This window comes from Agrobacterium larrymoorei (assembly GCF_037722385.1).
GTDB classification, from domain to species: domain Bacteria; phylum Pseudomonadota; class Alphaproteobacteria; order Rhizobiales; family Rhizobiaceae; genus Agrobacterium; species Agrobacterium larrymoorei_C.
Genome location: NZ_JBBKAQ010000003.1, coordinates 236,424 through 258,307, shown reverse-complemented (window position 1 = coordinate 258,307; position 21,884 = coordinate 236,424). Strand labels below are relative to the sequence as shown.

The 21,884-nt window shown below is 56.7% G+C and carries 19 protein-coding genes; 9 read left to right on the top strand and 10 right to left on the bottom strand.

From position 1 onward, the window contains the following. Window positions 1-42: 42 nt before the first annotated feature. The 5 genes from WKI41_RS06510 to WKI41_RS06490 all read left to right on the top strand — a co-directional run bounded on the left by WKI41_RS06510 (window position 43) and on the right by WKI41_RS06490 (window position 4,068). Window positions 43-477 (top strand): DUF983 domain-containing protein, encoded by a 435-nt coding sequence (locus WKI41_RS06510; protein WP_340192678.1) that lies wholly within the window; start codon window positions 43-45, stop codon window positions 475-477. 51 nt (window positions 478-528) lie between these two features. Beyond that, a complete protein-coding gene (locus WKI41_RS06505; RefSeq protein WP_340192677.1) occupies window positions 529-1,161 on the top strand; it encodes an NUDIX hydrolase in 633 nt (210 codons plus the stop codon). A 9-nt stretch (window positions 1,162-1,170) separates the two neighbouring features. Beyond that, window positions 1,171-2,343 carry an MFS transporter gene (locus WKI41_RS06500; RefSeq protein ID WP_340192676.1) on the top strand — a complete coding sequence of 391 codons (1,173 nt, stop codon included), beginning with the start codon at window positions 1,171-1,173 and terminating at the stop codon, window positions 2,341-2,343. A gap of 89 nt (window positions 2,344-2,432) precedes the next feature. Beyond that, the gene (gene rpmG / locus WKI41_RS06495; protein ID WP_003496403.1) at window positions 2,433-2,600 is read left to right on the top strand and encodes a 50S ribosomal protein L33; all 168 of its coding nucleotides are present in this window, start codon (window positions 2,433-2,435) and stop codon (window positions 2,598-2,600) included. A 97-nt stretch (window positions 2,601-2,697) separates the two neighbouring features. Then, a complete protein-coding gene (locus tag WKI41_RS06490) occupies window positions 2,698-4,068 on the top strand; it encodes an IS1182 family transposase (RefSeq protein WP_340192675.1) in 1,371 nt (456 codons plus the stop codon). Window positions 4,069-4,693: 625 nt separating this feature from the next. Here the strand turns inward: WKI41_RS06490 and WKI41_RS06485 are convergent. Continuing rightward, window positions 4,694-6,061, bottom strand: a complete 1,368-nt coding sequence (locus WKI41_RS06485) for a PleD family two-component system response regulator (RefSeq protein ID WP_340192674.1) — start codon at window positions 6,059-6,061, stop codon at window positions 4,694-4,696. Between the two features lie 18 nt (window positions 6,062-6,079). Next, on the bottom strand, window positions 6,080-6,451 hold the full coding sequence (locus tag WKI41_RS06480) for a response regulator (protein WP_034854043.1): 372 nt from the start codon (window positions 6,449-6,451) through the stop codon (window positions 6,080-6,082). Window positions 6,452-6,592: 141 nt separating this feature from the next. Between WKI41_RS06480 and WKI41_RS06475 the strand changes: the two genes are divergently transcribed. From WKI41_RS06475 to WKI41_RS06460, 4 genes are all read left to right on the top strand, one after another. Continuing rightward, window positions 6,593-6,889: a DUF3572 domain-containing protein gene (locus WKI41_RS06475; RefSeq protein WP_340192673.1), complete on the top strand. Its 297-nt coding sequence runs from the start codon at window positions 6,593-6,595 to the stop codon at window positions 6,887-6,889. Window positions 6,890-6,971: 82 nt separating this feature from the next. Next, on the top strand, window positions 6,972-8,255 hold the full coding sequence (locus tag WKI41_RS06470) for a DNA polymerase IV (RefSeq protein ID WP_340192672.1): 1,284 nt from the start codon (window positions 6,972-6,974) through the stop codon (window positions 8,253-8,255). Between the two features lie 151 nt (window positions 8,256-8,406). Next, the gene (locus tag WKI41_RS06465; protein ID WP_340192671.1) at window positions 8,407-9,627 is read left to right on the top strand and encodes a L,D-transpeptidase family protein; all 1,221 of its coding nucleotides are present in this window, start codon (window positions 8,407-8,409) and stop codon (window positions 9,625-9,627) included. A 201-nt stretch (window positions 9,628-9,828) separates the two neighbouring features. Next, window positions 9,829-10,119 (top strand): hypothetical protein, encoded by a 291-nt coding sequence (locus WKI41_RS06460; protein WP_425340995.1) that lies wholly within the window; start codon window positions 9,829-9,831, stop codon window positions 10,117-10,119. 180 nt (window positions 10,120-10,299) lie between these two features. On the opposite strand, the gene dnaE is transcribed toward WKI41_RS06460, so the two are convergent. From dnaE to WKI41_RS06420, 8 genes are all read right to left on the bottom strand, one after another. After that, window positions 10,300-13,797, bottom strand: a complete 3,498-nt coding sequence (gene dnaE, locus WKI41_RS06455) for a DNA polymerase III subunit alpha (protein ID WP_340192670.1) — start codon at window positions 13,795-13,797, stop codon at window positions 10,300-10,302. A gap of 513 nt (window positions 13,798-14,310) precedes the next feature. Continuing rightward, window positions 14,311-14,994, bottom strand: coding sequence for an ABC transporter ATP-binding protein (locus WKI41_RS06450; protein ID WP_340192669.1), 684 nt, complete (start codon window positions 14,992-14,994; stop codon window positions 14,311-14,313). Between the two features lie 15 nt (window positions 14,995-15,009). Continuing rightward, window positions 15,010-16,317: a lipoprotein-releasing ABC transporter permease subunit gene (locus WKI41_RS06445; protein WP_340192668.1), complete on the bottom strand. Its 1,308-nt coding sequence runs from the start codon at window positions 16,315-16,317 to the stop codon at window positions 15,010-15,012. Window positions 16,318-16,337: 20 nt separating this feature from the next. Continuing rightward, window positions 16,338-17,660: a proline--tRNA ligase gene (gene proS, locus WKI41_RS06440; RefSeq protein WP_340192667.1), complete on the bottom strand. Its 1,323-nt coding sequence runs from the start codon at window positions 17,658-17,660 to the stop codon at window positions 16,338-16,340. Window positions 17,661-18,357: 697 nt separating this feature from the next. Next, window positions 18,358-18,627 carry a DUF1467 family protein gene (locus WKI41_RS06435; RefSeq protein ID WP_340192666.1) on the bottom strand — a complete coding sequence of 90 codons (270 nt, stop codon included), beginning with the start codon at window positions 18,625-18,627 and terminating at the stop codon, window positions 18,358-18,360. A gap of 127 nt (window positions 18,628-18,754) precedes the next feature. After that, a complete protein-coding gene (gene mce, locus WKI41_RS06430) occupies window positions 18,755-19,159 on the bottom strand; it encodes a methylmalonyl-CoA epimerase (protein ID WP_340192665.1) in 405 nt (134 codons plus the stop codon). Window positions 19,160-19,263: 104 nt separating this feature from the next. After that, complete coding sequence (locus tag WKI41_RS06425) at window positions 19,264-20,931, bottom strand: ribonuclease J (protein WP_340192664.1); 1,668 nt, start codon at window positions 20,929-20,931, stop codon at window positions 19,264-19,266. Window positions 20,932-21,123: 192 nt separating this feature from the next. Beyond that, the gene (locus tag WKI41_RS06420; protein WP_340192663.1) at window positions 21,124-21,864 is read right to left on the bottom strand and encodes a biotin--[acetyl-CoA-carboxylase] ligase; all 741 of its coding nucleotides are present in this window, start codon (window positions 21,862-21,864) and stop codon (window positions 21,124-21,126) included. Between the last annotated feature and the right edge of the window lie 20 nt (window positions 21,865-21,884).

Sequence of the window (21,884 nt, the reverse complement as noted above, 5' to 3'; positions counted from 1 at the left end):
GCCATCAAATGGTTCGGCACTGGACGTCTTGGAGAGATTAGCATGAGCGATACACAGACAGTGCAGTATGGTGGCGAGAAGCAGGAGCGTCCGCTGGGACGGTCCATCATGCGCGGCATCTCATGCCGATGCCCGGCCTGCGGCAGCGGCCGGCTGTTCAAAGCCTGGCTGAAGCCCGTCGATCAGTGTGCTGCCTGCGGCGAGGATTTGCACCACCAGCGCTCGGACGACCTACCTCCTTACATCTCCATCATGATTTTAGGCCACGTTGCGGTCGGCGGCTTCATGATGACAGATCTGATCCTTATGGTGCCGATGTGGGTGCATCTCGCCATATGGGTTCCGATTACCATCCTCGTAGCGCTCCTTACGATCCAGCCGATCAAGGGCGGCGTCATCGGTTTGCAGTGGGCACTCAGGATGCACGGCTTTAGCGGCGAACCTGAGAAGACGCAGATCGACGGCTCTTCCCACTGACAGGCGCCCATTGCCTTGCCTGCTGCAGCCGAATCCGAGAAATCACCCAATATGCGTCCCAGGGACGCGGCCTGTCTCATTTTGACCGATCGTTCGGGTGATTATCCACGGGTGCTCGTCGGCAAGCGCAGCAGTCGTCACGTCTTCATGCCCGACGTCTATGTCTTTCCGGGTGGTCGCCGCGACCCTCGCGATCACGCCCTGCCCTTCAGCGCCGATCTCCGTCCACGTGTTATCGACAAGCTGAGGCATTCAGCCTCGCGTGTGATGTCGGTTGCCGGAGCGCGGGCATTGGCGCTCGCGGCGGTGCGCGAGTTGCAGGAGGAGACGGGGCTTTGCTTTCAAAACGACCATTCGCAACAGGGACCGGACCTTGCGTCACTGCGCTATGTCGCTCGTGCCATCACGCCGCCCGGGCGCGTCAGGCGATTCGACACGCGCTTCTTTTTCTGCTTCACCGACGAGGTTGGCATTGAGCCGGCAAATATAAAGGACTCAGCCGAGCTGCAGGACCTGCAATGGCTTGACATCCGCGACAGTTCCGGTGTGAACATGGCGGCGATTACACGGATGGTTCTCGAAGATGTCACAAACTTCATGATAGGTGATCAGCCACTACATTTTGAAAGCCGGGTGCGACTTTACTTCGAGCGTCGCGGCACATTCATTCGCGGCTTTCTATAAAAGGTCTCCATGTCACATCCCAACTGCGACGCCGACAATATTCACTGGCCATCGCTGATTGCCGCCATATCCGCCATCAGCGCCGTGGGCATCGCTATCGGTCTGGGTTTGCCGCTCTTGAGCCTCATCCTGGAGCGTCGCGGAATCTCATCGAGCATGATCGGCTTGAATTCGGCTATGGCCGGTGTCGCAGCCATGATCGCAGCGCCTATCACCAGCAAGCTCGCCCATGACTTCGGTGTTGCCCGAACCATGTTGACGGCGGTGGTCATCTCTTCCGTCAGCGCCATGGGCTTTTATTTCGCGCCCGACTTCTGGATGTGGTTTCCGCTGAGAATCGTTTTCCACGGCGCGACGACCACGCTTTTCATCCTGTCGGAGTTCTGGATCAATGCGGCTGCACCTCCGCGCAAACGCGGATTTGTGCTGGGAATGTATGCGACAGGACTTGCCGTCGGTTTCGCCGTGGGGCCTCTTCTTTTTTCGACCGTCGGGAGTGAGGGGATCACACCGTTTCTGGTCGGCTGTGCCATCATTCTGCTTGCCGCGATCCCGATCTTTCTCGCGCGCAATGAAAGCCCACCACTGGACGAGAAGCCAGCCCACCATTTCGTGCGCTATATCTGGCTTGTGCCGATGGCCTCTGCCGCCGCCTTCGTCTTCGGCTCGGTCCAGGCTGGCGGGCTGTCGCTCTTTCCAATCTATGCCACGCGGGAAGGCTTCAATGAGGCCCAGGCAGCGCTTCTCCTCACGGTCATGGCGATCGGCAACATGACCTTCCAGATTCCGATCGGGCTCCTCTCCGACCGCATCACCAACCGCCGCTTGCTGCTCGGTGTGATGGCTTTTATTGGCCTATGTGGCACGCTTGCGCTGCCACTATTGGTCAGCAACTGGATCCTGGTGGCGATACTGCTTCTTCTCTGGGGCGGTCTTGTGTCGGGCATGTATACGGTCGGCCTCACGCATCTGGGGTCGCGACTCACCGGCTCGGACCTCGTTGCCGCCAATGCAGCCTTCATCTTCTGCTATGCCACAGGTACGATTGCCGGCCCTCAGACGGTCGGTATTGCGATGGATATTTCCGGAAGCCACGGCTTTGCCTGGGCATTGGCGCTGTTTTTCGGCTTCTATGTCGTTCTTTCCATTGGCCGTTCGGTTTTCGGATCAAAACATGCTTGACTTTTCGGGCGCGATCCGTAGTTTCGCGCCAGATTTAGCCGGGATCGTCGAGGTCCGCGGCCCACTTACTTGTTAAAGGCAGGACGACCATGGCGAAAGCTACAACAATCAAGATCAAGCTGCTGTCGACGGCCGACACAGGTACTTTCTACGTCACCACGAAGAACAGCCGTACCTTCACGGACAAGATGACGAAGACCAAGTACGACCCGGTCGTTCGCAAGCACGTTGAATTCAAGGAAACCAAGATCAAGTAATTTTCTTGATCCGGTCCTTAAAGAACGCGCCCTTGAGGCGCGTTCAGACTGCTGACAAACCTCTGGCGTGAGTTGGGGGTTTATGATTCATTAGGACATGTTGAAGAAACCTGCTCCTGAACAGACCGCTCTTGAGATGGTGACGCTCGATAGCCTGGTCCCGAAAGATCATCTGCTTCGAAAGATCGACGCGGTGATCGACTTTTCCTTCATCCATGATCGTGTTGCGGGCCTCTACTGCACCGACAATGGTCGTCCGCCGCTCGACCCGACATGCATGTTCAAGGCTCTGTTCATCGGCTACCTGTTCGGTGTGCGCTCGGAGCGGCAGTTGGTGCGCGAGATTGAGGTGAACGTCGCCTATCGCTGGTTCCTGCGTATGAAGCTGACCGATCCGGTCTTTGATGCCTCGACGCTATCGCAGAACCGCCGCCGTCGCTTCAACGATACATCCGTTGCCCAGGACATCTTCGATGCGATCGTGGAGCAGGCGATCCAGCACGGTCTGGTGGACGGGACTGTACTCTATACGGATTCGACCCACCTGAAGGCCAATGCCAACAAGAGTAAATACGATCTGGCAATGCTCCAGAAGTCGCGGGCGGACTATTGGGCCGATCTGGATCGGGCGATCGAGGCGGAACGTGCGGCACATGGCCAGAAGCCGTTGAAGGAGAAAGAACGCGAGCCAGCGCAAAAGGAGACGAAGGTCAGCCGTACCGATCCCGATAGCGGTTACATGGTGCGCGACGGTAAGCCCAAAGGCTTCTTCTACCTCGATCACCGCACTGTCGACGGCCACTATGCGATCATCACCGACACACACGTAACGCCGGCCAATGTGCATGACAGTATCGTCTACCTGGAGCGGCTCGACCGGCAGCGCCAACGCTTCGACTTACATGTCGGCGCGGTTGGGCTGGACGCCGGTTATGCCACGCCAGGCATTGCCAGGGGGCTGGAGGACCGAGAGATCCTCGGCGTAACTGGCTATCGCAACCCAACCCCGCCCAGAGATGGGATGATGCGCAAGTCGAAGTTTGTCTACGAACCAGAGGCTGATGGCTATCGCTGCTCGCAAGGACAATTGCTGACCTATGCCACCACCGACCGCAATGGTTACAAGCACTACCGCTCAGACCCATCCATCTGCCGTGACTGCCCGCTTCTGGCGTCTTGCACTTCCAACGCCAAGACAGAGCGCACCATCACCCGCCATGTCTGGCAAGACGTTCGCGACCGCACGGACGCTCACCGAAAGACGACATGGGGCAAAGCGATTTACAAGCGGCGTAAGGAAACGGTGGAGCGCTCCTTTGCCGATGCCAAACAGCTTCACGGGCACCGCTATGCCCGCTTCCGAGGCTTGATCAAGGTCAGATGGCAGTGCCTGCTCGCCGCGGCTGCACAAAACATCAAGAAGATCGCAATGGCGCTGACGAAAGCACCCAAACCTGCCTGGGGATGAGGAGATCAGCCTCATCTTGTCTCCCATTCGGCATCGCGAAAAGAACACCACCAACATCACAATCCAAAAACAGAAAAACCCGCCGAAAAAATCGACGGGTTTGTCAGCGGTCTGAACGCGCCCTTGAGCCGGGTTTTTTGTTTTGGGCAATTGGAGTATCTAGATCCCACCAAGCTTAAGCGCATCAATGCGCTGCTTGTGAAGCCATGGATCTTGTTAAGATGGTGGGAACGGAAAATCGTGGCGATGTGGGGTCGGCCGGGATAACCACGATAGCACGAGGAACCATCAATTGGCATCGCCGGCCGACCGGCCCCAAGACCCAGGAGATGCGGCGGACCTGAGCATCAAGGGGTTCGTAGGCACAGTCCTTCAAAAATAGAACCGCGCGGTCTGTTAAAGTTCTAGTGCCTCATATCGACAGATATATCGGCCTAAAGTTATTTGTATGAACAAAGTTTCGCTCAACACGCCCAAAAGTTCAATACTTTATTAAGCCGGAGCTGTTGTTGCTTCGAGATATGGTTAAGTGCGCCATGCTGGGACAGAAACTCCCACTCCAAGCATAGCTTCAGCAACGCGCTGCTGAAGGCGCCTCAGAGGAGGATGTTTCCTGCAACTCTAATCAGGCTGCGGAAGCAACAACGCGGTTTCGTCCGCTTCTCTTAGCCTCATAGAGAGCCCGATCTGCCTGTCGCATCAACTGCTCCGGACTTTCGACCCCCGTCGCATTCGAGGCGATCCCAAGCGACGCCGTGATCTTCAAAGATTGGCCGGAACGAAGCACGAAAGCAGTATCTTCAATGATCGAACGCAGGGATTCCGCAACCGCGGAAGCCGTTTCCATAGAGGTGTCCGGCATTACCACAACGAACTCTTCACCACCGTACCGACAGGCGAGATCCGCGCCGCGCACTGTGGAGCGCAGACGCGTTGCAAATTCCTGCAGAACTTCGTCGCCGGCCTCGTGTCCGTAGAGATCGTTGACCTGCTTGAAGCGGTCGATATCCGTCATGCAGACGGAGAGATTGCGGCCTCGAAGTGCCGCACGGTTGAACAAGGTCTTCAAATGGAGATCGAGATAGCGCCGGTTGTTCAGGCCGGTAAGCCCATCGATAACTGCAAGCTCCATGGTCTGCGCCAAGTTCTCACGCAGCCTGTCGTTGAAGCGCTTGCGCTTGATCTGGGAGAGCGTGCGCGCCACCAACTCATTCGGGTCGATTGGGCGAATGATGTAATCATTGACGCCGAGATCGAGCGCGCGCACCACCATTGCGTCGTCGTTCTGCTCGGTGATGATGAGAAGCGGCAGAAAACGCGTCCTCTCCAGCGAGCGCAATTGAGAGCAAAGCCTCAAAGGATCGAAATCATCGAAATTGGAATTGATGATGACGAGGTCATAGGCATTTTCCGCCGCCTCGAAAATGACATTCCCCGGATCGCTCCACGCTACAACCTCTCCAACCGGCTTCAATGCCTTGACGATCCGCTCCTGTGAGCTTGCCCTACCATCAACGAGAAGAACACGACCTGGCTTTTCGATATGGCCGTCGGCGCCGATCGATTCTTGGATGCCGATCGTTTCTGCATTCATCATCCGGCCACGCAACTCGTCGCTCATGGTCTTGAGACGTGCGAGGCTTTTGACCCTAGAAATAAGTTGCAGATCGTTCACTGGCTTGGTCAGGAAATCATCCGCGCCAGCTTTCAATCCGCGCACACGATCGGCAGGCTGATCCAGCGCCGTTACCATGACGACGGGGATGTGCGCGGTCGCCGGATTGGCCTTAAGCCGCTCGCAGACCTCAAAGCCATCCATTTCCGGCATCATGATATCAAGAAGAATGACATCGACCTGCCCATCGGCGCAAATCGCCAAAGCGTCGCGACCATTGTCAGCGCAGACGACATCGAAGTATTCGGCAAGCAAACGCGCTTCCAGAAATTTTACATTGGCTACGATATCATCGACGACCAGGATCCTAGCAGTCATTCGGTCGCCCCTATTACCTTAAGCATCGCCTAAATAAGTCTTGATCGTCTCAATAAACTTCGGAACAGAAATTGGTTTGGAGACATAGGCTTCACAACCGCCCTGGCGAATGCGCTCCTCATCTCCCTTCATAGCAAAAGCTGTGACAGCAATCACGGGAATCACATGAAGTTCATCATCTTCCTTGAGCCATTTGGTGACTTCAAGTCCCGATACTTCCGGTAACTGAATATCCATGAGAATAAGATCGGGTCTATGCTTGCGAGCAAGCTCGAGCGCTTCCATACCATTGCGTGTCTGTATGGTCGTGTAACCAGATGCCTCGATCAGATCACGAAAGAGCTTCATGTTCAGCTCATTGTCTTCAACTATCATGACCTGCTTGGGCATGGCGGCAGTCCTTGTTACGCTTTGAAACCGTCCGCGTGACATATAAGTTGCCAAACAACCGATTCCATTATCCCCTGCCGAGGGAGGCTAAAGTGATTTGGTTGAAAAATAGGTAACTTCCGGCAAGAAATACGGCGTGAGATGAAATACGGCAAACCAATCACCAAAGACCCCGAGGAAACCGTCGCCGCCATTCTTGGTTGGCTGGCAAACGAGCCGGATATTCTCGCTCGCTTTCTGGCGCTCTCCGGGCTGCAGCCGAACATGCTGCGCGCAGCCCTACAAGATCCCGGCTTTCTGGCTGGGTTGACGGATTTCGTCATGAACCATGAGCCGGATCTCATGGCGTTCTGTGAATCCTCGGGTTGCAAGCCGGAAGATGTGCAGGCCGCTTGGCATAAATACTCCGGTCCCGGTCTCGATTCCGGCGTCTACTGAGATGTGAATCGACGATGCGCGCTCTTGAGCAACGTCTGATTCACAACTATGGTCGAGGCTGTTCCCTCTTTGTTTCTTGGCCATGGCTTCCATGTCGAACGACCACCCCGGTTTCTGTCGTGACTGCCTGGCTGGTCAGCCCGAGGGATTAAAACGTTGCCGCCGATGTGGCAGCCCTCGCCTCCTCTACCACGATGAACTGTACGACCTCAGCATCGCCCATATCGATTGCGATGCCTTCTATGCTTCGGTGGAAAAGCGCGACAATCCCGATCTTATCGACAAGCCGCTGATTATCGGTGGCGGAAAGCGCGGCGTCGTCTCGACCGCGTGCTACATCGCCCGCATCCATGGCGTTCGCTCCGCCATGCCAATGTTCAAGGCGCTCGAAGCCTGTCCTGATGCCGTGATCATCAAGCCCAATATGGAGAAGTACAGCCAGGTTGGGCGTCAGGTTCGCACCATGATGCAGGACCTGACGCCATTGGTGCAGCCAATTTCGATTGACGAATCATTTCTTGATCTTTCCGGTACCGAGAGACTGCACCATGATCCGCCAGCACGGGTGCTGGCGCGATTTGCACGCCGGGTGGAAAAGGAGATCGGCATCACGGTGTCTGTCGGGCTCTCCTACTGCAAGTTTCTGGCAAAGGTCGCGTCCGATCTGCAAAAGCCACGGGGCTTTTCAGTGGTTGGCGAAAAGGAAGCGACCCGTTTTCTCGCAACCCGTCCTGTCACTACGATATGGGGCGTCGGCAAAGCCTTTGCAGCGACGCTGGATGCCGATGGCATCCGCATGATCTCGCAGTTACAGGAGATGGAGGAAACGGATCTGATGCGCCGGTATGGTACTATGGGGCAGCGCCTTTACCGGCTCGCGCGCGGCATCGATGACCGAGAGGTTCATACCAACGATCCAGCCAAAAGCGTTTCTGCCGAAACCACCTTCTTCAACGACATCTCCCGCTACGACGAACTTGTGCCGATCTTGCGCTCGCTTTCGGAAAAGGTCGCGTGGCGGCTGAAGAAGAATGCGACCGCCGGACAGACGGTGGTGTTGAAGATGAAGACTGCGGACTTCAAGTCCCGCACGCGCAACAAGCGGCTGGAAAATCCAACGCAGTTGGCAGACCGGATTTTCAGAACGGGCCTTTCGCTCCTTGAAAAGGAAACGGACGGCACAAAATTCCGCCTGATCGGCATTGGCGTGACCGATCTTTGCGATCCGGCCCAGGCCGACCCGCCCGATCTGGTAGACAAATCCGCTGGCAGACGAGCCGCAGCAGAAGCCGCGATGGACAAGCTGAGAGAAAAGTTTGGTAAAGGCACGGTGGAAACTGGCTACACATTCGGCGCGAAAAAATGAGCGTCCACACAGCTTCGTGACCGCATTTAAAACCTTCCTTAAATAGGCGAGCCTATGCTCTGTCTTCTGACTGGCGCAGTTCAAAGCGTGCCTTGAGTCTCCCTTGCCGTTCCTTCTCTGGCGGCTTGTTGTGTATCGCGTTGGAGCAAACATGATGTTGCGTAGCTTAGTGGGAGCCTGTCTCCTTTCCACCTCCGTTTTCGTGCAAGCGGCAATTGCCGGTGATGCACGCAGCCTGCAGGTCATCGTCTCGAAAAATGACCAGTCGCTGTCCCTCTACGAAGACGGAGAGATCGTCGCCACATCGCGTGTCTCTACCGGCAAGGCTGGCCATGAGACGCCTAGCGGCATCTTCTCGATTCTGGATAAGCGCAAGTATCACGAGTCCAATATCTATTCAGCGGCCCCTATGCCGTTCATGCAGCGGCTGACATGGTCAGGCATTGCCCTACATGAGGGCCATGTTCCGAACTACCCGGCCTCGCATGGCTGCATTCGCTTACCTGCCAAATTTGCAAAGTCGCTTTACGGCATGACCAGTCGCGGCGTCCACGTCATCGTCTCCAGCGCCGATGTTACTCTACAACGCATCGACCATCCAACTCTTCTCCAACCCAAGCCTGCTGACGAAGGCCGCCTGCTTTCCGATGTCGAGATGCGGCCTGCCACTTTCGATGCATCGCTGAAGCTGGTGGAGGTCGCAGTCAACGAGAAGACCAGCTCCGTACCTGCCAAGTCTGCCTCTAAGGCAACCGGTGCGCCATTGCGAATCCTGATCACCCGGCGTGGCGATCGGGAAAAAATCATGGATGTTCAGCGTTTGTTGACCAGCATCGGCTTTGACGCAGGCGTCGCCGATGGCTTTACGGGCCAAATGACGATCAACGCGGTAAACGGTTACAAGCGGTGGAAGGGCATCAAGACCACCGGTCCGCTTGTCACCAACGAATTCCTCGATGCACTCTATGGATCGACTGGGGCCGACACGCCGCCTAATGGACAGCTGATGGTGCGTCAGAATTTCAAGCCGCTTTTGGAAGCGCTAATCCACATCAAGGAGCCTCAGATGGCGCTCGGCACCCATTTCTTCGAAGTCATCGACATTGAAGGCGACAGGGCGGAATGGAACGGCCTAACCCTTGAGAACCACATCCCTCTCGCGGCGAAAAAGCGTCTTGGAATCGATGTGGCGGATGCTCCGGGCGGTTATGATCAACTCACTGCCGTGCTTGACCGCATCGATATACCGGCCGACATTCGTGGGCGGCTTGAAGAGCAATTGGCCGTCGGAAGCTCGATTACCGTCTCCGATCTGAGCCATGGCTTAGAGACCGGTCAAGGCACCGACTTCGTGACGATCACGCGCGACTGACGCTTGAGTCCGCAGCATCGGCCCGAAAATCGAAACCGACTTCGGAAAGCATAATACTTTGGATTGGAACATCTTAAAGCATCGTGCGCTCTGAAAGCGGACTATGGTTTCGGGTTGATGGTGCGGGCCGAGCGACCCGAGGAACCACAGGCGGCGCCGTGACGTTTAGAGGCTCATCACGTTTGTTTGGGGAGCCTGCCTATGAACATGAAATATCTTGGAGCCGCTGTCGTCGCACTAGCCTGTGTCTCTGCTGCCGAAGCACCGAAAAACTACAGCGTCTATGGCGGGCCGGCCGTCGATAGCGACCCGGTCATTCTGAACGTATTTGACCACGCACTCTCAAGATGCAGCGTTGAGGCCAGCGTGCCGCCAAGAGGCACCACTTTCACCAATTCCTACTACTATAATGCGGCGCTGCGAGCCTGCCTGTCACGCCACGGCTTTATCGATAACGGCGCATATGCATATCCTGCGAACAGCTTATTCTAATCCTCAGACGGGCGAAGGACACTCCCTTCTACCGAGAGGCATCCAAGCGCCGCTGTCCTGAATTGAATAACAACAAAAGCCTAAACGTCTTATTGGTGGTCGGTTGAAACCGACCACAAGCGTCTGGATTACTCTCCTGACTCAGATCAAGGCGTAGATAAGGACACTCGGCCCGCTAATCTACACCAACTCCACATCGATGACGCCGGGAGCACTGCGCAAGGCGGCGGCGATCTCTGGTGAAATGCGATACTTCTCCGTGAGTTCGACCTCGATCTCACGCTGTCCTTCATCCTTGATCACGACGAAATACACCGATCCATCGCCCTTCGCGTTGAGGTGTCGTGCGACGGTCTTGAGAGGACCGGAATCGCGGACATAGACGCGAAGCGCCTTCTGCATTTGAACGGATTTCTCCTCAAGCGACTGCGCCGTCTGAATGCGCAACCCTATCCCTTCAGGCCGCTCCTCCGCCTGAACGGTGATCACCAGTGACTTTCCCACCTCGAGCAGGTCTCGATACTGACCGAGCCCTTCCGAGAACAGCACAGCCTCATACTGACCAGACGCATCCGAAAAGGTCACGATGCCCATCTTGTTGCCGGTGCGGGTCTTGCGCTCCTGTTTGCCAGTCACCGTACCAGCCAAACGCCCGACTGTCGCACCCTGCTTCACCGCGGCTGAGAAGTCAGCGATGTTCTGAACGCGGAGCTTGTCGAGCACAGCGCGGTAGGTATCAAGCGGATGGGCGGTGAGATAGAAGCCGAGCACCTGATATTCGCGCAGCAGCTTTTCGGAGGCGAGCCAGGGCTGGTAGGCTGGCAGTACCAGCTTCTCGGGACCGGTCGCCGCGCCTGAGCCGAACATATCGTGCTGCCCGGTAACGCGGCTTTCCTGGGCGCGCTGGGAGTAGCCTATTATACGATCGAGCCCGCCGATCAGTTCGGCGCGGTCCCTGCCAAAGCAATCAAAGGCGCCTGCATTGATGAGGCTCTCCAGAACGCGGCGGTTGACCTGCTTGGGATCAATCCGAAGGCAGAAATCCTCAAGGCTGGCGAACGGCTTGTCGCCACGAACCTCTACGATATGATCGACCGCGCTTTCGCCAACGCCCTTCAAGGCCGCCAAAGAGTAATAGATGCGGTTTTCGCCCGTCTCGAAACGGCGGAAGGAGGTCTGCACCGATGGAGCGACGATCTCAATCCCCATCCGCGCGGCGTCCTGGCGGAAGTCGTTGACCTTTTCAGTGTTCGCCATATCGAGCGTCATCGACGCTGCGAGGAATTCCACCGGATAATGCGCCTTCATATAGGCGGTCTGGTAGGAGACGATCGCGTAGGCGGCAGCGTGCGATTTGTTGAAGCCGTAATTGGCGAACTTGGCGAGAAGATCGAAGATCGTATCAGCCTGTGCCTTGGACACATTGTTGCGGATCGCGCCCTCAACGAAGCGCTCACGCTGCTTGTCCATTTCCTCCTTGATCTTCTTGCCCATGGCGCGGCGCAGAAGATCGGCTTCGCCGAGCGAATAACCAGAGAGGACCTGGGCGATCTGCATCACCTGTTCCTGGTAGACGATAACACCCTGCGTTTCCTTCAGGAGGTGGTCGATCGTCGGATGGATCGACTCGATTTCCTCTTCGCCGTGCTTGCGAGCGTTGTAGACTGGGATGTTCTCCATCGGGCCCGGTCGATAGAGCGCCACAAGCGCGATGATGTCCTCGATGCAGTCGGGCCGCATGCCGATGAGGGCCTTGCGCATGCCGGCACTTTCCACCTGGAAGACGCCAATGGTCTCACCACGCGACAGCATGTCGTAGGTCTTTTGATCCTCCAGAGGGATTGCGGCAAGATCGACGTGAATGCCACGCTTGGCGACGAAATCAACGGCGACCTTCAGCACCGTCAAGGTCTTCAGACCGAGGAAGTCGAACTTCACCAGGCCAGCACTTTCCACCCACTTCATGTTGAACTGGGTCACCGGCATGTCGGAGCGCGGATCGCGATACATCGGCACGAGCTTCGATAGCGGACGATCTCCGATGACGATACCGGCGGCGTGGGTCGAGGCGTGGCGATAAAGACCTTCGATCTTCTGGGCGATATCCAGAAGCCGTGCGACCACCGGTTCTTTGTCCGCCTCCTCCTGAAGGCGCGGCTCTTCTTCGATGGCCTTGGAAAGTGGCGTTGGATTGGCCGGATTGTTTGGCACCAGCTTGCAGATACGGTCCACCTGACCGTAGGGCATTTCCAGCACACGGCCGACGTCACGCAACGCCGCACGCGCCTGCAGCGAACCGAAGGTTATGATCTGCGCCACCTGTTCGCGCCCATATTTGCGCTGCACATAGCGGATCACCTCTTCGCGGCGATCCTGGCAGAAGTCGATATCGAAGTCGGGCATCGAGACGCGTTCCGGATTGAGGAAGCGTTCGAAGAGCAGCGAGAAGCGAAGAGGATCGACATCGGTAATGGTCAGCGCATAAGCGACCAGCGATCCCGCACCCGAACCACGACCCGGACCGACGGGTATGTCGTGCTGCTTTGCCCATTTGATGAAGTCGGCAACGATGAGGAAGTAGCCCGGAAACTTCATGCGCTCGATGACGCTCAGTTCGAAATCCAGCCGCTCGCGATACTCCTGCTCCGTATAGCCGGGCGCTATACCAAGCGCAGCAAGGCGCATATCCAGTCCTTCGACCGCCTGACGACGAAGCTCAAGCGACTCTGCGCGCTCGGCCTCTTCCGGGTCATCACTCGCGCCGGTAAAGCGCGGCAGAATGGGACCTCGCTTTTTCAAGACGTAAGAGCAGCGCTGGGCAATCTCGACGGTGTTTTCGATCGCTTCAGGAATATCCTTGAACAGCGCCACCATCTCGTCACGGCTCTTCAGGTAATGGTCCGGCGTCAAACGAAAACGGCTGTCATCCGAAACGATGGCATTATGCGCTACCGCCATCAAAGCGTCATGCGCCTCATAATCTGCCTTGGACGGGAAGAAGGCTTCGTTGGTTGCGACCAGTGGAATGTCGTGCTCGTAGGCGAGTGCTATCATCCGGCGTTCATGCGCACGGTCGTAGTTGCCTTGGCGCTGTAGCTCGATATAAAGCCGGTCGCCAAAAATTTCTTTGAGCGCGAGAAGCCGGCTCTTTGCCTGAGCAGCATGACCCTCTCTGAGCGCCATATCGACAGGACCACCGGACGCGCCGGTCAAGACAATCAGTCCAGTATTACTGGCTTCTTCCAGCCAGGATTTGGCGATGTTGACGGCATGACCGCTGCCCTCCCCATCGAGATAGGCGCGGCTGAGCAGATCGACCAGGCGCTCATAGCCTTCGGCATCTGCGGCAAGCAGAACGATTGAGGGAAGCTTGGAAAGATTGTTGCTTCCTCGTTTGTCTTCGACGGCATCTTGCATGTCGATTGACAGCTGACATCCGATGATCGGCTGCAGCCCCTCGTCTCGCGCTTTCTCGGAGAATTCCAACGCGACGAAGAGATTGTTCGTGTCTGTGATGGCAATAGCTGGCTGTGAATCGCCGACAGCCTTTGTCATGATCTTCTTGAGAGGAAGCGCTCCCTCAAGAAGGGAGTATGCGGAGTGGACACGCAAGTGCACAAAGCCGGGAGATTTCAAGAGCACGCCCGAGTGGTTTTGCTCCGTTACATGATCGCCCATTGTGCTGCATTCCCGTCATTCTGAATCGGGCTGATTTTGATGCCTTCGAGCAGCAAAGTCCACCGGCAAAGGATGTCTTTGCACCGCTATCGCCGGGGAGACCGAAAGGCCTTAGCGTCACATGGACGTGAGTATGACAGAGAAGCTCGCAACGAACAGGGCAATGGAGGCAAAAGCGGCGAGGTCACGGATAAAATCGGTCATTTGTCTCTCCTTACTTGTTATGTTCCAATTTTGTTCTCATTTTGTTTCGGTGTCAACAGCTTTTTTGGGCTGGCTTGTTGCCAACGTGGTGCGACTCGCTGCAGTTCCTCTGGTGGCCCCAAGCAGATTGGTCCAAAACAATAAAACCCCGCCTGGCGGGCCAGACGGGGTTGATGTGCGCGATTCCTGCTTGAGGGGCTGTGCGTCTTTCCAGACGCGAAAAAGTCGCTCGATCTTATTTAAACCCACGCCTCGTGCTTGTCGAAAATCGAACCGATTTTCGACAAGCACGAGGCTGTCCGTGTTCAATCAGAACTCGACGATTTTACCTTCGGAGAGCGTCACGCGACGATCCATGCGTGCTGCCAGATCGTGATTATGAGTTGCGATCAAAGCCGCAAGACCCGACTGGCGCACCAGAGCTTCCAACGCATCGAACACGTAGGATGCGGTCTCAGGGTCTAGATTGCCCGTCGGTTCGTCTGCCAGAAGCAGAAGCGGCGCATTGGCGACGGCTCTTGCAATTGCCACACGCTGCTGCTCACCGCCGGAGAGCTCTGCCGGACGATGCTCGCCGCGGTGGCCTATCCGCATATAGTCCAGCAACGCTTTGGCTCGGACCTGCGCTTCCTTTGGTGCAAGACCGGCGATCATCTGCGGCATCATGATGTTCTCAAGCGCCGTGAACTCCGGGAGCAGATGGTGGAACTGGTAGACGAAGCCGATATCGCTGCGGCGGATCGAGGTGCGCTCTTCATCGGAGAGCGTACCGCAGGGTTTGCCATTGATGAAAACCTCGCCGGCATCCGGATGCTCCAGAAGACCTGCCAGATGCAGCAGGGTGGACTTGCCGGTACCTGACGGTGCGACAAGCGCAACGATCTCGCCGCTTCTCAATTCGAAGTTTGCATCCTTCAGAATGGACAGGCTCGTTTCGCCTTGACCATAGGTCCGTTCCACGCCGGTAAGCTGTAGAGCCATTTTCTTTGCCATGGTGTGAAGCGGGTCCTATTCGTATCTCAGGGCCTGGACAGGATCGAGCTTCGACGCGCGCCATGCGGGGAAGATCGTCGCCAGGAAGGACAGGGTCAGCGCCATGACGATGACGGTGATCGTTTCGCTCAAATCCATCTCCGCCGGAAGCTGGCTGAGGAAATAGAGTTGCGGATCGAAGAGAACAGTGCCGGTGATCCAGGAGAAGAACTGTCGGATCGATTCCACATTCAGACAGACGAGAACGCCAAGCGCGACGCCTGCAAATGTGCCGACAATGCCGATCGCAGCGCCGGTCATGAAGAAGATGCGCATGATGGCCCCAGAGGTTGCCCCCATGGTGCGCAGAATGGCGATGTCGCTGCCCTTGTCCTTGACGAGCATGATGAGACCGGAAATGATGTTGAGCGCCGCGACCAGAACGATCAGCGTCAGGATCATGAACATGACGTTTCGCTCGACCTGGAGCGCGGAGAAGAAGGTCTGGTTACGCTGTCGCCAGTCGGTGATATAGACCTGACGCCCTGCCGCAGTCTCCACCAGCGGGCGGATTCCGTCAACATTGTCAGGATGGCTGACGAAGAGCTCGATCGATTGGACGATGCCTTCGGAATTGAAATAGAGCTGCGCTTCTGAAAGCGGCATATAGATCATCGAGGCATCATATTCCGACATGCCGATCTCGAAGACGCCCGAAATCGGGTACGACTTCACGCGCGGATTGACACCCATCGGCGTCACGTCACCTTCCGGTGAAATGAGAGTAATCTGATCTCCCACAGTCACGCCGAGCTGTGCTGCAAGCCTCGAGCCCACCAGAACGCCCTGCCCCGACATGAAGCCCACCAAGTCGCCGGCTTTGACGTTGGTGGATATCTCCTTGATCTTTTCCAAATCTTCCGGACGCACGCCGCGAACCAACGCACCGCTGCCGGCGCCATTGCGTCCAGAGGCCAGCGTCTGTCCCTCGACAAGCGGCAAGGCCATCGTCACGCCAGGAATAGCGCCGAACTTCTTCGCCAGTTCATCATAGTTGTTGAAGGGCTGATCAATCGGCTGAACGATCATGTGACCGTTGATGCCTAGAATGCGGGAGATCAGCTCGGTACGGAAACCGTTCATCACCGCCATGACGATAATGAGCGTCGCTACACCCAGCATGATGCCGACGAATGAGAACCCCGCAATGACCGATATGAAGGCCTCCTTGCGGCGCGAACGCAGGTAGCGCCAGGCTACCATGCGCTCGAAAGCCGAAAATGGCCGTGCCGCCCCATCCTTCACGGATGCAACTGCCCCGTTGTCAGCCTCGGCTTTTGCCATGTCCACTCCTTGTCGGCTTCTCAGCCGAGAACTCTGTTCATTGCCGCTTCGATGGTGACGTTCTCACGCGCTCCAGTCTTGCGGTCCTTCACTTCGACTTCACCGGCAGCAATGCTGCGCGGGCCGACGATGATCTGCATAGGCACGCCGATGAGATCGGCCGTCGCGAACTTCTGACCTGCGCGATCATCCGTATCGTCGTAAAGAACATCCTTGCCGGCGTTCGACAGCGAGTAATAAAGCTTCTCGCAAGCCGCATCACAGGCAGCATCACCAGCCTTCATGTTGATGATGACGACGTCGAAGGGAGCAACCGACGCGGGCCAGATGATTCCGTTCTCGTCATGCGATGCTTCAATGATGGCGGGAACAAGGCGTGTGGGACCAATGCCATAGGATCCCATGTGGACAGGATGTTCCTTGCCGTCCGGACCTTGAACCTTGGCACCCATCGGCTCGGAATACTTCGTGCCGAAGTAAAAGATATGGCCGACTTCGATACCACGCGCGGAGAGACGATCGCCTTCTGGAATTGCGTTGAAGGCAGCCTCGTCGTGCATTTCCGATGTCGCGGCGTAGTCCGCGGTCCATGTGTCGAAAATGTTCTGCAGACCGGCAACATCATCGAAATTGGTGTCGTCGCCAGGAATACCCTGCTCCAGGAAGCTCTTGTGGCAGAATACTTCCGATTCACCCGTGTCGGCCAGGATGATGAATTCATGGCTGTGATTGCCACCGATCGGGCCGGTATCGGCGCGCATGGGAATGGCGCGCAGGCCCAGGCGTGAGAACGTGCGAAGATAAGCAGCAAACATCTTGTTGTAAGAATGGATCGCGGCTTCCTTCGTCAGGTCGAAGGAATAGGCATCCTTCATCAGGAACTCGCGCGAGCGCATCGTGCCGAAACGCGGACGTACTTCGTCGCGGAACTTCAACTGAATATGATAAAGGTTCAGCGGCAGGTTCTTGTAGGACTTCACGTACGAGCGGAAGATGTCCGTAATCATCTCTTCGTTTGTCGGGCCGTAGAGCATCTGACGGTCCTGGCGGTCCTTGATGCGCAACATTTCCTTACCATAGTCGTCGTAACGGCCGCTTTCCTGCCAAAGCTCAGCCGATTGCAAGGTCGGCATCAAAAGCTCGATCGCACCCGAACGGTCCTGCTCTTCGCGGATGATGCGGTTTACCTTGTCCATCACACGCTTGCCGAGCGGCAGCCAGGAGTAAATGCCCTGGCTCTGCTGACGGACCATGCCCGCGCGCAGCATCAGGCGGTGAGAGACGATTTCTGCCTCCTTCGGATTTTCCTTCAGGATGGGCAAAAAATAACGGCTAAGACGCATGACTATTTCCTGAGTGATACGACTCCCTATCGACTGGGGAATCGCCAGAATTAATGGATATTTCCCCGGTACATAACCGTTTCTCCGGCAGAAGGAAACCCGCACAATCCGGACGTCCAAAACGCCTGTCACGTCTGCGTGAGAACAGGACATTCGTCACTGAACGGTTTCAGGAGAAATAATTTTGCCAAGCGCCTGCGACATAATGTTCGTGAGGAAATTTTTTGCTGACTGTAACAAAAATGCAAAAAACGTGGTGACAAGGTGGAATCTTTGGGCTAGCTTTAGCTCACAAAAGAGGCAGGAAGTTTAAATTTCTGCCGTCTTCGCGGTCAGTCTTGGGAGGATGAGATCTTAGGCGCGCTTGTTCGCAGCCCCGGAAACGGAAACGGATCACGCGAAACTGAAAAACAAGGCTTAACCGCCTTGTTTTTTTTTGCCTTGAAATTGGTTGTCTTTCAGCGAGTTAGGCGTCGGCGGGTCCTCGACCCGCTTTCGCTCTCGGCCGATGCGCGAATCTTGATCCACGAAAATGTAACAATCGTATGACGAGCGATAAGGCATGTCGCGCGCTGAAGTGTGCACCGGTTTCATGATAACGACATGCGGCAGAAGAAGGAGCTAACGCGCAAGGAGCGAAGATCGCGATACGTTTTAGCGGATAGACAGGCTTCATGTAGGCTCGCGACCTGCAAACTCAGTCGTAAACCGGGATGATACGGGGAAGATCATCGAGGCTGACGCCGAAGTACCATGTGACGCCATGCCAGAGTGCACAGAGCAAGACCGAAATCAGCGTCGTCGCGATCAGGATTTTTGCGCCTTGGAAACGCGCAGGCGCGCTTGCCACCGTACCGAGGGCCACATCGTCGTCGTCCATCTGCGTTCTGAGCCCAATCGGCAGCACGACAAAAAGGACCGTCCACCAGACGATGAAAAAAACGGCAACAACCGACAGCCACGGCATGCGAAACCTCCCGAGTAGAACCGGCCGCTCCAATCCCTTTCACGGCCAGAGACACGCTCGAAACAGATGGAGAAGCAGGCACACGATTCCTAAGCGAAGACGTCCGCTTTAGAAAGACGACCTTTGATCAAATCTCTTCCAACTCAACCAGCGTTCCGCAAAAGTCCTTTGGGTGGAGAAAAAGCACAGGCTTTCCGTGTGCGCCGACCTTCGGCTCTCCATCGCCCAGAATGCGTGCGCCGGCCGCTTTCAAACTATCACGGGCAGAGATAATGTCCTCCACCTCGTAACAGATGTGATGCATCCCGCCGGCCGGGTTCTTTTCGAGAAAGGCTGCGATTGGGGAGTTGTCATCCAGCGGTTCAAGCAGTTCCACCTTGCTGTTTGGCAGGTTGACGAACACCACCCTCACCCCATGTTGAGGCAAGGTCTGAACTTGCGAGACAGCAGCGCCGAGCACGTCGCGATAGGTGGTGGTGGCGGCTGCGAGATCGGGCACAGCAATCGCGATGTGATTGATCCGTCCAAGCATGGTCTTCCTCCCAAGTTCTCAGCCGAAGATAGCAACGTCCCGCCCGAAGATCATGTAGAATCGGAGGTGCGCAGCAGCTGTAAAACGCAGCACGAAGCCTACCGTCAGATCTTCGTCACGAACACCGTGACGATCGGTTTTTTTCCCCATGTCTGGTTGGCGGCAGCACGAACGGCGCGACGCACCGCTTCGCGCAACAGATCCAGATCTTTGCGGCGCGCGCGCGGGATGCTTTCAATGGCACCGAGAACGGCATCATAGAGCGTGTCCTCCATCGCCTCGCCTTCGTCGTCGAATTCCGGCAGGCCGAAAGGCACGACGTCCGGATCTCCATGGAAATCGTAACGGCTGTCCAGCACGACGTTGACCGAGACATGACCGGCAAAGGAAAGCTTGCGACGGTCGCCGATGCCCATTTCTTCAAAGTCGCCGACCAGCCGGCCATCCTTGAAGACGCGGCCATGCGGCGCATCATCGATCACCTCTGCAGGACCAGGCGCCAGACGCAGGATGTTGCCGTTGCGGACCTTGGGAACCTGCTTGATGCCGGCCTGCTCGGCCAGTTCCTTCTGGGCCACCAGATGCGCTGCTTCGCCATGCACAGGCACGAGGATTTGCGGCTTGGTCCACTCATACATGCGCAGCAATTCGTTGCGCCGTGGGTGGCCGGAAACATGAACCAGGGCTTCATTATCGGTGATGATGTGGATGCCCTGCTCGATCAGACCGTTCTTGATATCGAGGATCGCCTTTTCGTTGCCCGGAATGGCGCGCGAGGAAAAGACGACCGTGTCGCCCTTGGCGAGCGCTACATTACGCATTTCATCGCGTGACAGTTTCGCAAGTGCTGCGCGCGGCTCACCCTGCGAGCCGGTGAGAATGACAACCACCTTATCGCGAGGAATGTAACCATACTCGTCTTCGGCCAGGAAAGGCTTGATGCCCTCCATGATGCCAAGATCCTGCGAGACGTTGACCACACGCTTCAGCGACGAGCCGAGCAGCAACACTTCGCGACCAGCGCGCTCCGCAGCCTGGGCGATGGAGCGAATACGGCCGACGTTGGAAGAAAAGGTGGTGATTGCCACTCGGCCTTCGGCATTTTCGATGATCTGGCGCAGCCCCTCGGAAACCTGTTCCTCCGACGGCGAAACACCGTCGCGCACGGCGTTGGTGCTGTCACACAGAAGTGCCAGAACGCCTTCCTCGCCAACGGCGCGGAAGCGTGCCTCATCTGTCAAAGGTCCGAGCGACGGCGCGTCATCGATCTTCCAGTCGCCTGTGTGGACAACATTTCCAAGCGGCGTGCGGATGACGAGTGACATGGGCTCAGGGATCGAGTGATTGACGCCGATAGCCTCGATCTCGAACGGACCAAGATGAATGCGATCACCCCCCTTGAAGGGGGAGATCGGGATCTCCGCCCGCGTGCCCTCATAGTTGCGCTTGGCTTCCAGCATGCCGGCAGTGAAGCCCGACGCATAGACGGGAACGTTGAGGCCAGGCCAAAGGTCGTTCAGCGCGCCGTAATGGTCCTCATGGGCGTGAGTGATGATGATGCCCTTGAGGTTCTGCCGCTGCGCTTCGATGAAGCGGATATCGGGCAGCACGAGATCGACACCCGGAAGATCGAGGCCTGCGAAGGTGACGCCGCAATCCACCATGATCCATTGCCGTTTGGCGGCAGGACCATAACCATAGAGTGCGAGGTTCATCCCAATTTCGCCGACGCCGCCAAGCGGCAGGAAAACCAGTTCGTCTTGTTGAGACATGTCGTTATCCATTCTGCAACAGGCCATGGCCGCACACGTCTGCTGCGCGCCGCCATCGCCTTCACCGCGTCGGACTTAATGAAACGCCGGAATGCCGGGCCGACGCGGACCGTATGGGCGCCCTGATTTTACGAGCATCAGGGGTGCTGCAAACTCGAAAGCCAAGTTGGAGCGTCGACCGCGCCTATATACTCAGCCGAAAAATACGTCGCCGGCGGCGATTGCCCGTCTGGGGCCATCATCCTCGTCCAGCAATAGAAATCCTTGATCGTCTATTCCCGCAAAACGCCCGCCGATAGAGCGATCGGGAAAGTTGACCGTGATATGCTCACCAACACCGCAGGCGGCTGCGCGCCAGTCCCTCATGACCTCGCTGACGCCTCTACCCTCATTCCAGACCGATAGAACCTCAGCCGTCTCACGATAAAGATGGGCAAACAGTTCATCCGGCCCGCAAGACGCCCCGTGCTCCGACAGCATGGTGGCAGGATAAAGCGGGTTGTCGGGTTTATGGGCGATGTTGATGCCGATGCCGATAACAATCGCCCGGCGTCCATCTGGAAGCTGCTCCGCTTCCATCAGGATTCCGCAGGTCTTCATCCTGTCGATGAGAATATCATTGGGCCATTTGATTTCCAACGCAGTCACGCCGAAGGGCAGGACTGCACGGATCGCACGGTGAACCGCGAGCGCAAAAGCTAACGGCAGGGAACCAAGGCGGTCCGCTGGTGCGGGATCAATCAGGAGAAGAGACGCGTAGAGATTGCCAGGCTCAGAGATCCAGGGTCTGCCGCGGCGGCCCTTGCCGCCTGTCTGGCGGAGCGCGGTGATCCAAAGATTGCCGGTATCGCCGGAGCGCGCCCGGACAAGGCATTCGACATTGGTGGAGGATGTCTCCTCCAATGCCTCGTGCCGGAAGTCATCAAGTGACATCCGGCGCTGTTTCATAGCAT